Source organism: Ralstonia pickettii (genome assembly GCF_030582395.1).
Taxonomy (GTDB): domain Bacteria; phylum Pseudomonadota; class Gammaproteobacteria; order Burkholderiales; family Burkholderiaceae; genus Ralstonia; species Ralstonia pickettii_D.
Window position 1 is genome coordinate 58,918 of sequence record NZ_CP104383.1, and the last position, 12,780, is coordinate 71,697.

The 12,780-nt window shown below is 59.0% G+C and carries 13 protein-coding genes; 7 read left to right on the forward strand and 6 right to left on the reverse strand.

The window, feature by feature from the left end; translation table 11 throughout:
- Window positions 1-60: 60 nt before the first annotated feature.
- Together N5B55_RS23865 and N5B55_RS23870 are read right to left on the reverse strand one after the other, a co-directional pair.
- A complete protein-coding gene (locus N5B55_RS23865; RefSeq protein ID WP_012435842.1) occupies window positions 61-1,431 on the reverse strand; it encodes a heavy metal sensor histidine kinase in 1,371 nt (456 codons plus the stop codon).
- Window positions 1,431-2,117: a heavy metal response regulator transcription factor gene (locus N5B55_RS23870; RefSeq protein WP_009241638.1), complete on the reverse strand. Its 687-nt coding sequence runs from the start codon at window positions 2,115-2,117 to the stop codon at window positions 1,431-1,433. Before N5B55_RS23870 ends, N5B55_RS23865 begins: the two co-directional genes overlap by 1 nt.
- Before the next feature lie 187 nt (window positions 2,118-2,304).
- On the opposite strand from N5B55_RS23870, the gene N5B55_RS23875 reads away from it, so the two are divergent.
- From N5B55_RS23875 to N5B55_RS23895, 5 genes are read left to right on the forward strand one after another with little or no spacing between them, the layout of a single operon-like run.
- Window positions 2,305-4,110: a copper resistance system multicopper oxidase gene (locus tag N5B55_RS23875; protein WP_304542117.1), complete on the forward strand. Its 1,806-nt coding sequence runs from the start codon at window positions 2,305-2,307 to the stop codon at window positions 4,108-4,110.
- Window positions 4,111-4,129: 19 nt separating this feature from the next.
- The gene (locus tag N5B55_RS23880) at window positions 4,130-5,275 is read left to right on the forward strand and encodes a copper resistance protein B (protein ID WP_182561746.1); all 1,146 of its coding nucleotides are present in this window, start codon (window positions 4,130-4,132) and stop codon (window positions 5,273-5,275) included.
- 34 nt (window positions 5,276-5,309) lie between these two features.
- Window positions 5,310-5,696 (forward strand): copper homeostasis periplasmic binding protein CopC, encoded by a 387-nt coding sequence (copC, locus tag N5B55_RS23885; RefSeq protein ID WP_012435839.1) that lies wholly within the window; start codon window positions 5,310-5,312, stop codon window positions 5,694-5,696.
- A 4-nt stretch (window positions 5,697-5,700) separates the two neighbouring features.
- Window positions 5,701-6,630 carry a copper homeostasis membrane protein CopD gene (gene copD, locus N5B55_RS23890; protein WP_012435838.1) on the forward strand — a complete coding sequence of 310 codons (930 nt, stop codon included), beginning with the start codon at window positions 5,701-5,703 and terminating at the stop codon, window positions 6,628-6,630.
- A gap of 32 nt (window positions 6,631-6,662) precedes the next feature.
- Entirely contained in the window at window positions 6,663-7,151 is a 489-nt protein-coding gene (locus tag N5B55_RS23895) for a DUF411 domain-containing protein (protein ID WP_012435837.1), read from the forward strand.
- Between the two features lie 394 nt (window positions 7,152-7,545).
- On the opposite strand, the gene N5B55_RS23900 is transcribed toward N5B55_RS23895, so the two are convergent.
- Window positions 7,546-8,811, reverse strand: a complete 1,266-nt coding sequence (locus N5B55_RS23900) for a hypothetical protein (RefSeq protein WP_024542530.1) — start codon at window positions 8,809-8,811, stop codon at window positions 7,546-7,548.
- Window positions 8,812-9,114: 303 nt separating this feature from the next.
- Between N5B55_RS23900 and N5B55_RS25345 the strand changes: the two genes are divergently transcribed.
- On the forward strand, window positions 9,115-9,426 hold the full coding sequence (locus N5B55_RS25345; RefSeq protein ID WP_257019910.1) for a CzcE family metal-binding protein: 312 nt from the start codon (window positions 9,115-9,117) through the stop codon (window positions 9,424-9,426).
- 148 nt (window positions 9,427-9,574) lie between these two features.
- On the opposite strand, the gene N5B55_RS23905 is transcribed toward N5B55_RS25345, so the two are convergent.
- Window positions 9,575-10,054, reverse strand: a complete 480-nt coding sequence (locus tag N5B55_RS23905; protein ID WP_012435834.1) for a cupredoxin domain-containing protein — start codon at window positions 10,052-10,054, stop codon at window positions 9,575-9,577.
- Window positions 10,055-10,447: 393 nt separating this feature from the next.
- On the opposite strand from N5B55_RS23905, the gene N5B55_RS23910 reads away from it, so the two are divergent.
- Entirely contained in the window at window positions 10,448-10,855 is a 408-nt protein-coding gene (locus tag N5B55_RS23910; protein WP_012435833.1) for a hypothetical protein, read from the forward strand.
- A gap of 601 nt (window positions 10,856-11,456) precedes the next feature.
- On the opposite strand, the gene N5B55_RS23915 is transcribed toward N5B55_RS23910, so the two are convergent.
- Together N5B55_RS23915 and N5B55_RS23920 are read right to left on the reverse strand one after the other, a co-directional pair.
- A complete protein-coding gene (locus N5B55_RS23915) occupies window positions 11,457-11,798 on the reverse strand; it encodes a hypothetical protein (RefSeq protein ID WP_012435832.1) in 342 nt (113 codons plus the stop codon).
- A 530-nt stretch (window positions 11,799-12,328) separates the two neighbouring features.
- Complete coding sequence (locus N5B55_RS23920; RefSeq protein WP_012435831.1) at window positions 12,329-12,568, reverse strand: hypothetical protein; 240 nt, start codon at window positions 12,566-12,568, stop codon at window positions 12,329-12,331.
- Window positions 12,569-12,780: the final 212 nt, after the last annotated feature.

Genomic DNA, 12,780 nt, shown 5'->3' on the forward strand with positions numbered 1-12,780 from the left:
CATTGGCCGCCATAGGGGCCGACCTGACGGATGATGTCAGCGAGCGTGCCCCCCCAAAGTTCAGCAGCGGATCGGCAGCCGGACGGTGAATCGAGTGCGATCGTGCACGCGTGTGGCAGAAATGGTTCCCCCATGGGCGAGAACGATTGCTTTGGTGATAGCCAAGCCAAGGCCTGCTCCGTCCGATTCTGGGCGCGCACGCGACTTGTCTGCGCGAAAGAAGCGCTCGAAGATGAACGGCAGCACGTCGGGAGCAATCGCCTCGCCGTCGTTGTCGATCGTCACGGCGAGGCCCTCCTCGGTTGGCGTGATGGAAACGATCACACGGCCGCGCCTGGGTGTGTGCCGTATCGCATTCGACAACAGATTGCTGAAGGCGCGTCTGAGCATGAGCCGATCGCCACGCAGTTGCGCTTGTCCTTCCACTTGCAACTGCACGGCTTTGTCCTCCGCGAACGCGTCGTAAAACTCAAAGAGTGCGCGCACCTCGCCGGCAAGCTCGATCATCTCGGCACTGGGCAGCGTCAGGTTGTGCTCCATCTTGGCCAGGTAGAGCATGTCCGACACCATCCGAGCCAAACGCTGCAGCTCTTCTACGTTTGAAGCAAGGACGTCTCTGTACTTTGCAGGTTCGCGAATTTGTGAGAGAGCCACTTCGGTTTGCGTCAGCAGGTTGGTGATCGGTGTGCGTAGCTCGTGTGCGATATCGGTCGAGAAGTCGGTGAGTCGCTGGAAATCGCCCTGCAAGCGCGCGAGCATGCCGTTCAACGTCACGCCAAGATCGGCAACCTCGACCGGTACCATATCGACCGGCATCCGTTCGTCCAGGCGGTCCGCCGTCACAGACTTCGCCCGCGAAGCCATCGCGCGCAGCGGCAACAGCCCCCGCCGGGCCGCCCACCATCCAAATAGGCCGCTCGCCAGGGCGGCCAATGCGATGTAGAGCGTCAACGTCTTCCGAAACGCGCGTAGGAAATGCGCATGGATCTCAGTATTGATGCCCACCAATACATCCAGCGCACCGTCGTCGCGCAGCGGCACTTGCATATGCACCCCCCGGTATTGCTTGTCGCCCTGCTGCCAAACAAGGGCCCCGGAATGACGGCCTGCCTTGCGTAGCACGGCCAACACCTCCGCAAAGTCAAAGTCGGGGGTGGCAAACAAGGCCTGACCCTGTGGCGCCTGGACTCGCACAATCAGATCCGTGCGGTGCTGTAGCACGTCGTTGAGCCGACTAGAGACCTCGGGTGCAGAGCTACTCTCAACCACCCGGCGAATAACGTTCACGTTCTCGCCCAACGCCGTAAAGTCTTCCACTGCAAAATGCTCCTCCATGGCCAGGGCGATCAGAATGCCGAGGCCCAACAACATGGCCGCTGATGACAAGGAGAAATACGCGGTCAGCCGCGCCGTTAGTGAATGGCGCCTCATTACTCCCCGTCCTCCGGACCTTCGAGGACATAGCCCATGCCACGGACGGTATGGATCAATTTAGGTTCGAAGTTATCGTCGATTTTGGCGCGCAGGCGTCGAATGGCGACGTCGATCACGTTAGTGTCGCTGTCGAAATTCATGTCCCAGACTTGGGAGGCGATCAGGGACCGGGGCAACACCTCGCCATGACGGCGGGCTAGCAGTTCCAGCAGCGAGAACTCCTTACTGGTCAACGTGATTCGCTGACCGCCACGGGAAGCACGACGGCGAGTCAGATCCAGCACCAGGTCGGCCACCTGGATGCGTTCTGCAAGCGATGGCGCACTGCCTCGTCGAAGCAGAGTTCGAACACGCGCGAGCAATTCCGCAAATGCAAATGGTTTGACCATGTAGTCATCCGCGCCCAGCTCCAAGCCCTTGACCCGATCAGCGACGCTATCGCGCGCGGTCAGAAACAGCACCGGCACAGCCAGTTCAGTTGAGCGCAGTGCGTGCAGGATCTGCCACCCTTCGAGATCGGGCAACATCACGTCAAGAATCAAGAGGTCATAGTCGCCCGTCATTGCAAGATGTCGGCCGTCCAAGCCATTGCGGGCAAGGTCCACAACAAAGCCGGCTTCCGACAACCCCTGCTGCAAATATTCGCCGGTCTTGGATTCGTCTTCGACAACAAGGAGCTTCATGTCTGTCTCTTTATTACTTATGGCGCACGAAAAGTGCGACCGGTATCGTGTAGCGTACATGGAGCGGCATGGTTGCTGACCAACCTGACCAATATGTAATGTTTCGGTCAGGTTAAGGTAGCCTTGGAGTGATTAGGCTGCTCCTGCCGTACAAATCTCATCAGGGACTTACGCAAGGAATAAAGAGATGCGCAGCAATCGTGCAATGGGCGTGGTGCTTCCGAACCTTCCGCGGAGGCGATTTGTGCAAGGCTTGGCCGCCGGAGGGGTGATCGCTGGCCTGGGCTTGGGCGGGATGCCCGCGCGGGCGTCGCAGGCCCAGGGCACAGCCTTTGGCACCGCGCCCGTGCTGCGGGGCACCGAATTCGATCTGGTGATCGCTGAGACCCCAGTGAACTTTACCGGCAAGCCAGGCATGGCGACTACCATCAATGGCATGCTGCCTGGCCCAACGTTGCGGTGGCGTGAAGGTGACACGGTCACCATCCGGGTGACCAACCGTCTGCCGGAGCCCACGTCAATTCATTGGCACGGCATCATTCTGCCGTTCCAGATGGACGGCGTACCCGGGATCAGCTTTTCCGGCATCGCCCCGGGCGAGACATTCACGTATCGTTTCAAGGTCCAGCAGAGTGGCAGTTACTGGTACCACTCGCACTCCGGCTTCCAGGAAATGACAGGACTATATGGCGGTATCGTTATCGATCCCGCTGGCGAGGACCGCGTGCGGGCCGATCGCGATTACACCGTCTTGCTTTCCGACTGGACGGACGAGGATCCGATGCGCGTCCTCACCAAGCTTAAGATCCAAGGCGACTACTACAACTATAACCAGCCGACTGTGGTCGATTTCTTTCGCGATGTCTCCCGTGAGGGATGGACATCTGCCATGAACAAACGGCAGATGTGGAACCAGATGCGCATGAATCCGACCGATTTGGCGGATCTCTCCGGCGCGACGCTGACCTACCTCATGAATGGCGTGACGCCAGCGGGGAATTGGACCGGTCTATTTTCTCCAGGCCAGACGGTACGGTTGCGCTTCATCAACGGCGCCGGCAACACGTTCTATGACGTTCGCGTTCCGGGCTTGAAGATGAAGGTAGTGCAGGTTGACGGACAGGATATCGAACCGGTGTCGGTCGATGAGTTCCGCTTTGGCCCTGGCGAGACCTGCGACGTAGTGGTCTCTCCGACGGATGAGGCCCACACAGTGTTCGCGCAGACGATGGACCGGACCGGATATGCCCGGGGCACTCTGGCCGTGCGCCAGGGCGTGCAAGCCCCTGTGCCAGCGGTCGACAAGGCTGAATGGCTGACGATGGCGGATATGATGGGCGACATGGGAGGCATGTCTGGCATGTCTGGCATGTCTGGCATGTCTGGCATGGACCATGGCGGCATGGCAATGGCTCACAGCCAGCATGGAGCGATGCCGGGCAATGCCGCAAACTCCTTGAAGGTGCCGAGCAAGAAAGCCCGTCATGCGCGTACAGAGTACGGTCCCAGCACCGACATGCATGTCGATATGGCGCGGACCAACCTCGACGATCCCGGCATAGGGCTGCGCAACAATGGGCGACGTGTGCTGGTCCTGCAGGACATGCATACGATCGGCGGCCCTATGGACGCCCGCAGCCCTCAGCGCGAGGTGGAGTTACATCTGACCGGCAATATGGAGCGCTACGCGTGGTCGCTCGACGGAGTGGAGTTCGGCAAATCGACCCCCGTTCATTTTCGCTATGGGGAACGTCTTCGCGTCATTCTTCACAACGATACGATGATGACGCACCCGATGCACATGCATGGGATGTGGAGCGAACTTGAGGCGCCGGACGGCACATTCTTGGCGCGCCGACACACGATTCCGGTGCAGCCCGCGCAGCGCATTAGCTTCCTTGTCACGGCTGACGCTCTTGGCCGATGGGCTTGGCACTGCCATCTCATGCTTCATATGGATGCAGGTATGTTCCGTGAAGTGATCGTCGCCTAAGCCCGGATCGACAAGTCAAATGACCACGCATAAGCACGTTAAGACAGCACTGGCAGTTGCCTTGGCCCTTGTCAGCATCAGCGCCGCATCTGCACAGGAATCTACAGCGACCTACGACACCATGGCGCCAAGCTCGGGCGCCGACACTCAGCCAGCAGCCCGCGGCTCGATGCAGGGCATGGACCACGGCTCGATGCAGGGCATGGATCAGGGCTCGATGCAGGGCATGGATCAGGGCTCGATGCAGGGCATGGATCAGGGCTCGATGCAGGGCATGGACCACGGCTCGATGCAGGGCATGGACCACGGCTCGATGCAGGGCATGGACCACGGCTCGATGCAGGGCATGGATCAGGGCTCGATGCAGGGCATGGACCACGGCTCGATGCAGGGCATGGACCATGGCTCGATGCAAATGCAAGGCGGCTCGGCGCCACCTGATGCACGGGATCCGAATGCATACTCGGGTGGATATCAACTGGGTGTTGGCAAGTACGCGCTGAGCAACACCCGCCAACTCATGATGGCCGATGAACACAATTTCGGATCGTTCTTAATTGATCGCCTGGAGTGGGTGCGGGGGCCCAACTCCAATGCCGCGTCTTATGAGGCCCAAGCGTGGTACGGAAGCACTTACAACAAGGTCGTACTGAAGGCGGAAGGCGATGTGAAAAAAGGTCGACTCGAGGAGGCGCGCACCGAGTTGCTATGGGGACATGCGATCACGACGTTCTGGGACACCCAGCTTGGGATCCGGAACGACGTCGGATCGGGACGTCCGGCGCGGAACTGGGCGGCTTTCGGCGTGCAAGGCCTAGCGCCATATTGGTTCAACATCCAGGCCACCGCATACGTCGGTAATAGCGGTCGCACCGCGCTGCGACTGTCCACGGAGTATGAATTGCTGCTGAGCCAGCGTCTCATTCTACAACCACGCGTGGAAGCCAACTTCTATGGGAAAAATGATCCGGCTCTGGAGATAGGCAGCGGTCTGTCCAGCGCTAGCGTCGGCCTGCGTTTGCGTTACGAATTCAGCCGGCAGTTCGCGCCTTACATCGGCGTCGAGCGGTACCAGACTTTTGGCAACACCGCCAACATGATTCGGGCCGATGGCGGCCGAAGCGGTGAGACCCGATTTGTGGCGGGCCTGCGCGTTTGGTACTAACCGTTCTCTTTTTACATCACCAGGAGGTATTGACATGTTGAACAATCGTTACATCGCAAGCATTGCGGTCGCGGCATCGGCCATTTTCGCCAGCACGGCCGCATTCGCCCATCCTAAGCTGCTGTCTTCGACGCCTGCCGACAAAGCGGAGGTCGCCGCGCCGGCAAAGATCGAACTCAAGTTCTCGGAAAATCTCTCGACGCAATTCTCGGGAGCAAATCTCGTTATGACTGAGATGCCTGGCATGTCCGGTCATGACGCCATGAAAGTCGCCGCGAAAGTCGCTGCCGGCGATGACCCCAAGACGATGGTGATCACGCCCGCACAGCCGCTGATGACGGGTACGTACAAGGTCGAATGGCGTGCTGTCTCGTCGGATACGCACCCGATGTCGGGGAACTTCTCGTTCAAGGTGAAGTAAGGTTATGGCAGACGATTGGCTCAATATCGCCCTGCGCTTTGCGCTATACGTGGATCTGACGATCCTGTTTGGAGTCTCGTTATTCGGTGCCTACGCTCTGCGCCCCGACCATCGAAGCTCGGCGATTGCGCGCCGGTATGTCTGCGCTATTGGTGTCGCCGCAGCTTCCGGCATCGTGCTGTCGCTTTGGAGTATCGTAGTGACGGCCAAAGCGATGACGGGAGCCGCCAAATATGCGGAGTTGACCAGCCACGTCTTCGGCATGATGCTGAGTAGCACCGCGGTTGGCATTGGGTGGATGGTGCGCATCGCGGCGCTGGCTGCTTGTTTAATCATCGCCATGTGTGTGCGTAGGCGACAGACTCTGCCTTTTAGTATTTTTGCCGTATTAGGGGCGGTAGCGCTGGCAACAGTGGCCTGGGCGGGGCATGGCGCGATGGACGATGGTTCGCGTGGATACGTTCACATCACCGCCGACATCGCCCACTTGTTAGCTGCGGGCGCATGGGTTGGATCGCTGACAGCGTTTGTGTTGCTTGCGCGGACACCACAGGCGGCTTCATTGGAGTCGGTGGAAATCCTCAACCATACGTCCAACGGCTTCGCCCGTCTTGGGACGTTGATTGTTGCCACGCTGCTTGCAACAGGCGTCGTCAACTATCTGTTGATTGTGGGCCCGACAATCGACGGATTGGCAACTTCGGCATACGGCGTCCTGTTGTTGGCCAAGTTGGCAATGTTCGGGCTCATGCTCGGGCTGGCGTCGGCGAATCGTTATCTGTTGAGTCCTCAACTTGAAATCGCTATGCGCAGCGGCGATCACGCTGGCGCGGTCATGACATTGCGCCGGAGTCTGATCACGGAGGCCAGCCTTGCCGTGATAATACTGGCTCTGGTTGCTTGGCTGGGTGTGCTTTCTCCGCCCGGGACCTAATTCCGGCATTTTTGTGTAGCCTTACACGCGTCATGACAACACCGTTGAGCTCGCAACCTATATCCACGTCTAGGCGATCCCTGGTCGTCGGCCTGGCTCTCTTGCCTGCCATAGCTTTGGCGCAGAAGTCTGAACCTAAGCCTACAGTCCAGGTTTGGAAGACGCCGGGTTGTGGATGCTGCAAGGATTGGTTGTCCCACCTGCGGGACAACGGATTCGATGTAGTCGCACATGACGTCGAGGACACCGTCGAGGCACGGCGCACCGCAGGCATTCCCGATCGCTATGCTTCGTGCCATACGGCCGCCGTGCAGGGCTACGCCTTGGAAGGCCATGTGCCCGCGCGCGAAGTCAGGCGCCTGCTGCGGGAGCGCCCTAAGGCAATCGGGCTGGCGGTCCCCAGCATGCCCATCGGCGCACCTGGCATGGACGGTCCGGCGTACGGTAATCGACGTATGCCGCACAGCGTGTTGCTGATCGGTTTGGATGGAACATCCACCGTGTTCCAAGCGTACAGTTGAACCAACAGAAGAAGACGTTGGCCGTGAAAGCGACGGGTTCACCAGGTATGTCGCCAACGAATCTGGCGATACGCTGGCGTAATAGCTGGTTGGCTCAGCGAAAGTGATCGTGAGGAACATGTCGGTGGCCGACTTGCCCGCAGGCGTGCGGACAGCAATGGCTCTCGTTTTCGTCACATGGATTGTTCTTCTGGCGGGTTTCGCCTGGTATCTGCGCCGCAAACATGGCGAAAAACGGCTCGCAAATGCGCGTGCCGCTATTTGTGGCTGCCGTAATAAGAAATCACGTCGAAGCGCTTAGCGGCGAAGCTGTAGGAAACCCAAGAGTTGCCGTGGCTCCCAGGTTGCCTCGCGTCATGCACAGCCCTGCATTCGCGGTGTCTCTCGCTGCTGACTACAGCGTTCGAGCGATGGCTTCGATCGGCTTGATCCCCACACCAAAACGAGCAATGCTATCTCGGTGTTCGGAGAGGCCTGTGTAGGGAACATAACGAATGCCGAGTTCTGCAACCTGTCGGAAAGCGGGACGTGCCAGTTGGGTACGCACGTCTGCCTCTCTGGAATCTGGGGCCACCAGGAATAGGTGTTTTCTTGTCGCTTGCTCCGTGCCCAACGCCAAGTCCAACAGTCGTACTATGCCCGAGTAGATGGACGTGCTATGTTCGACCTCGAAGGCAGCCTCCACCTCCAGCGAGACAGCGTTCAGCCAGACGACATCGATGAGAGGTACGGTGTCAGCGCCTGAAACCAAAAGTGAATTCGGCAATGTCGTCAAGCAGCCATCGCTAAGCATGCCGCCACTGTAGGGGCGGCTGCGGTCGTTGGTCGCCACCCAAACCGCGAAGCCCAACGCCCTGCCAAGATCGCGCAACCAGCCTTGCACCTCTGTATGGGATGCATCGTCGGTTCGGCCTGCCTGAAGTTGCTTGGCGAAAGAGGCAGCTTCCTCGCGGGCCTTGGTCAGATCCTTCTCCCACGCAGCGATCACGGCGGCGCCCCCCTCTCGCGGCGGAGCCGAATAGCGCTCCATGCCGATATCGAACAGCAGTCCGGCAATCGCACCCAGATCATTGGAAAGCAGGTCGCGGTAGCGTCCATTCAGGGACCGCACGCCCTCGCGCATGGCCAGGTAGTGGTCCCATTTGCCGAGCTTGACACGAGAACCAGTCAGCGCGTTGTATCCGTTGACGATCGCAGTGTTGAAGGGAACCGCCAAAGTTGGGTGGATGAAGTACAGCAGGTTGGCAGCGGCCGGGCCCAGCCCCTTGATGCCGTGCTGGTTCAACTGCTGAACCGCATGAACTAGCTCGTGCTCGGTGTTGCAGCAATTGCAGGTATGCAGCATCCTGGCGAACGCTCGCTGATGATCTGGATTCTCGTAGATGTCCGGAATACGCAGCTTGGGTTTCCAGAGGAATGCGTGGTCCGCCCCCTTGAAGATTTGGCGCTGCTCGGCAATCGCAGAGACCACGGTTTCGAGAGAAGATCCGCGATAGGTGTTGCCAAATGTTCCGGTCTGGATCTCGCTGACCACCTTACCAATGCCACGCCGAATGGAGCGAAAGTTCTTGAGGCGCTCGGGCCAGAGAAACCACGTCTGGTAAGTCCCGTCTCTGTCATGCTTCCATCGCTCAATGAGCGCTCTTGTTAAATCGGTCATGCAAAACCCACTGTTGTTGTCGTGGCACTGGTCGATCGGGGCAGTGCATGCGCGCATTTCCGATGCTGTTTCAATGTTGATTCGACCGAGTTAAAGCGGCCGAGTCACCGCTAATCTCCGCGTGCCACCCCCGAAAAAACGGGTAACCACATTGCGTTGAACTCGGTACTTGTTAACAAAACTGTAATCGCGGCGACAGGGCGTTGTCGTCGTCTGCAGTGTAAAATGCAACAGCATGGACGCATTTTCGGCGTTTGTGCGAAGCGCATCATGAACCTAAAGCGGGCTCTCCAAAGTGCCCTCATGCTCTTGTTGCTAGGTTTTGCGTCTGGGTGCACATCCGTCGCTACGACGACAGCCCAGTTTGGGCACCCAGCCGCAATTGCACATGCGAGCCGGACAATTACTTTGACTCCACGCATCAGATACGTACATGTGTACGTTGGTGAAACTGTTGCTTTCCAGATTGGGGAAAAGAAAATTGGCTGGATGTTCACGGCACCAACGATCGGAGGTGGACAGCCAATCGATATGAGCTCAATCTTTCCTGATATTCCTGAGGCCAAGGGCATCGTGATTTTTATTGAGCGGAGCAATCTTTACAGGGCAGGATGATCGGGCGTGATGGGGATACGAAGTGCCGCAGTACGGCGCGCGACCACAACCTCCGCTTCACGTGGATCCCATTCATGGGATGATCACCGATCGTAGCTTGACGACAGCGAGACCTCGATTGACGAATATCGAAGGTTGTGGCCTTCTCCTATTTGACCACAATCTTTCCGATCATTCCGGCTTCGTAATGCCCCGGTACCAGGCAAGCAAAGTCAATAATGCCGGGTTCACCGAATCGCCAGATGATTGCTCCCTGCTGGCCAGGCTCGAGCGAGAGATGTTTTCCAGTAGTGTGGTCCATCTCCGGCATCTTGCGCATCATCTCGACATGCTCTTTTAAGTCGGCGGCGGTGCCGATCACCATTTCATGGTGTACCTTGCCAAGGTTCTTGACAACGAAACGCACGGTCTCGCCCACTTTGACGGTGAGCGTGATCGGTTGGAAACGCATGTCATCGCTCATGGTCACACTGATGGTACGCGTCACCTTTCGAGGATCTCCGGGTTGGCCCGCTTTGGGTGCGGGCCCGCCGGAATTGGCGTCTAGGCCGGCGAGGTGATTCGCCGCACCCAAGGCGACTAAAGGCACAAAAATCAGTGCTGGGATGAAACGAGTGAAATTGTTCATAAGCCCCTCACTTTGGAAAACGATCCAGAAACGTGCCACGGCTCAACACCGCCGCCCAAGCGCGGGAGCCGTATGTCAAGGCAACGCCGTGCATCTGTCCGATAGCGCCGGCTACGCGACAAAGGCTCGGCCGATGGCATCAATAATAGATCGTGGAGACCTGATCCGTCGATCGAGGGCTATCCCATCAGAATCGCGTGCCCCCTTGGCAGCATCAGTCACATTGAGACGCGTGGTGAAGCGACGCTCGCCAATTGCGTTCTCGAGGCAATCCGCTCGAGAAAGTGAAAGGTGCACAACGAAGACCGAGCATTTTTTTGGGCGGGGCAGCTAGGCGTGCAGATCCCGATCTTCAAGCTTGACCGTCGGCGGTGGACTGAAACGGAGCGAGTAATGCCAAGCAGCTCTGACGTAACTCTTAAAAGTGGGTATGCCTTGCGGGCGTGCAGCGCGCTGGCGCTGGCGGCCGTGGTCAGTGGTTGCACCACCGCTTATGAAGGCAAGTATGACTACGCCAAAGGTTGGCGGCCAGGTGTAATCATAAAAATCGGCACACCAACCGACCTGGCACCTTTGGAGGCAATGTGCTCGCTTGCGGAAATGAGTAGCACGGCACGCTTTGCTTATGTGCAGTTCATCTTTGGGCCGACCCATGGCAAGTTTTTCTACAGCGGCCCACAACAACGTCATGTCATCGTGCCGCTGCCGCAAGGTGGTGGGCTGCACGAAGGTGCGCGCGTCTACATAAATCTCCAGGATTGCGACCAAACAGCTGTTCCCGCATCCACCACTACTCGGTAGGCTGCGCACTCAATGGATAGCGTTGTCAGAACGAGTTGGGCCGGGTGAGCGGAATTTTTAGAGGCACAGCGAAATCTGGAGTATTAGGTCTGGGCTGCGTTCGTGCGCCCCCCTTCCATCCGGTACTAGCCGCAAGCCGCCGCGGCCAGTTGAACCGTCAGGCGGACCAGCAGGAGGCTGCCAGCGAAGGATGGATGCCGGCGGGTCATATGACGCAAGGGCTCCTCGAAGGTAAGCGCCCGGCGAACCCGTCTTGCCAGTTAGGTGACGCTGGGGTTCCAGCGATGCGGGGGCAGTTCGGCGATGTCGGACGCTTTGCCCACGACGATCCGCTCCGTGGAGCTGGAACACTTGCTTGGCCAGATCAATGCCGAGGACTTCGATTCCCATGACGGACCTCCCTCAAAACGAACGATCGAGCCCGTCAGTTTCCTCCGCGGGCGGCGTCGGGTCCATCTCGGTATTTTCTTACGGTTTCACGACGCTGACCCGTTGGGCCCGGCTGGAGCCGGCGGCATATTTACTGCGCAGTGAATATGCCGTTTGCGTCGAACTTTGGCGCTGGCAGCGCCTCCCGCGCTGACGCGCAGCGAGTCGCCCGTTACGCTGCCGGGCCGGCCATGCCGAGCTGCTTCCGGTAGTCGGTCAGCATGACTTGCTGCGCCTCGAGCGGCGCGGAGAGCTTGGCCAACTCTCCAATGGAGTTCTCGCGTTCCGTTCGCGCCGCCGCCAGTTCATCCGCTTGCGCCTGGACAGTGGCGGGCAGGGCATCACGCTCAGCTTCCATTCGGGTTCGATCAGAGCGCGTCTGGTCGAGTTCGAGTTGGGCTAATTCGCCGCGCGTCTCCAGCTCGCGAACGCGCTTTGTCGCGACCCCGGCTTCGGCGACCAGCCTCGCGCCATCCTTGTTCAACTGCGTGATCTCTCCCTGCTTGACGATCAACGACTGGTTGACCTCCCGGATTGCTTGCCCGTCGCCTGCATCACCCGCTGGGCCAGTTCCGCCAGTGTCTTGTCTCCCATAAGCTCCGCCAGCGCGCCCTTCGTCTTAAAGGCTGCCCAGTGCGTTGGCTCGCTTCGTTTCTTCGTCTTCTGGAGCCCATCTGCCGGTCATTGTGGCTGGCTCAGGCCCCAGCTTCTCCACTGATCCGACTGTCCAAAGCTAGTGCCAAACTTGTAGGCCTGCCACAAAGCGGGTCTCGCCGCTTCGGTCACCATCCGTCGCAGCGTGAAGTGGCGGAGCTACGCCAGCACTGTGTCGCCGTAGCCTGCCCAGGCGCAGGCAAGACAAAGACGATTGCGACCAAGGCGGCAATTCTTCTGGCCGATCCCGCCTGTCGGGTAGAGGCCACCGTATCCCAGCGCCCCAGGATTTCCAGTGCCCGCGCCTCTAGCGACTGATCGGCGCAAACCATTCGCACCGCCTCTTGATGCATGAGCAAGTTTTGCAGATCTTGCTTATTCACTGAGTTTTCACCGTTTGGAGAGCCCTGTTGGTCCAGGGCGGTTGTACCACTGGTCGCGGACCCAGGCATCCCAATCGTGGGCATGCGGGGTGATGCACGTCTCGCCTTGGACCACGATGAACGCGCTGCCTATCATCGCCTCAGCAAATTGCTGTCGCCATGGCTCAGGCACATCGTCCATGCGCACGTACAAACGGCCCTGGGACTCCCGGATCGGCACCGCTGCAATCAGCTCATCGCGGGTCATGCTTCGTCCTCCCCAAACGACTGTTCGATGTGCTCAGCGTCACACACGTTGACCGGCCCCGAAGGTGCGAATCGGCACTAGGCTCGGCCAAGCCGAGCCGGTACAGGTGATGCATGCGGCCCGACGGATCGTAAAGCGTCAAGCACTGCAGCTTGCGCTCACGGCGCAGGGGCGGCTCGAACAGTTCATACAACGACCGAGCCGAGTCATCG

What these genes read in the sequence shown, in the direction of transcription:
- N5B55_RS23900 (WP_024542530.1), bottom strand. Translation starts at nt 8,811, where the DNA reads ATGACCGATTTAACAAGAGCGCTCATTGAGCGATGGAAGCATGACAGA.
- N5B55_RS23870 (WP_009241638.1), bottom strand. Translation starts at nt 2,117, where the DNA reads ATGAAGCTCCTTGTTGTCGAAGACGAATCCAAGACCGGCGAATATTTG.
- copD (WP_012435838.1), top strand. Translation starts at nt 5,701, where the DNA reads ATGGCAGACGATTGGCTCAATATCGCCCTGCGCTTTGCGCTATACGTG.
- N5B55_RS23895 (WP_012435837.1), top strand. Translation starts at nt 6,663, where the DNA reads ATGACAACACCGTTGAGCTCGCAACCTATATCCACGTCTAGGCGATCC.
- N5B55_RS23865 (WP_012435842.1), bottom strand. Translation starts at nt 1,431, where the DNA reads ATGAGGCGCCATTCACTAACGGCGCGGCTGACCGCGTATTTCTCCTTG.
- N5B55_RS23910 (WP_012435833.1), top strand. Translation starts at nt 10,448, where the DNA reads ATGCCAAGCAGCTCTGACGTAACTCTTAAAAGTGGGTATGCCTTGCGG.
- copC (WP_012435839.1), top strand. Translation starts at nt 5,310, where the DNA reads ATGTTGAACAATCGTTACATCGCAAGCATTGCGGTCGCGGCATCGGCC.
- N5B55_RS23920 (WP_012435831.1), bottom strand. Translation starts at nt 12,568, where the DNA reads ATGACCCGCGATGAGCTGATTGCAGCGGTGCCGATCCGGGAGTCCCAG.
- N5B55_RS23875 (WP_304542117.1), top strand. Translation starts at nt 2,305, where the DNA reads ATGCGCAGCAATCGTGCAATGGGCGTGGTGCTTCCGAACCTTCCGCGG.
- N5B55_RS25345 (WP_257019910.1), top strand. Translation starts at nt 9,115, where the DNA reads ATGCTCTTGTTGCTAGGTTTTGCGTCTGGGTGCACATCCGTCGCTACG.
- N5B55_RS23905 (WP_012435834.1), bottom strand. Translation starts at nt 10,054, where the DNA reads ATGAACAATTTCACTCGTTTCATCCCAGCACTGATTTTTGTGCCTTTA.
- N5B55_RS23880 (WP_182561746.1), top strand. Translation starts at nt 4,130, where the DNA reads ATGACCACGCATAAGCACGTTAAGACAGCACTGGCAGTTGCCTTGGCC.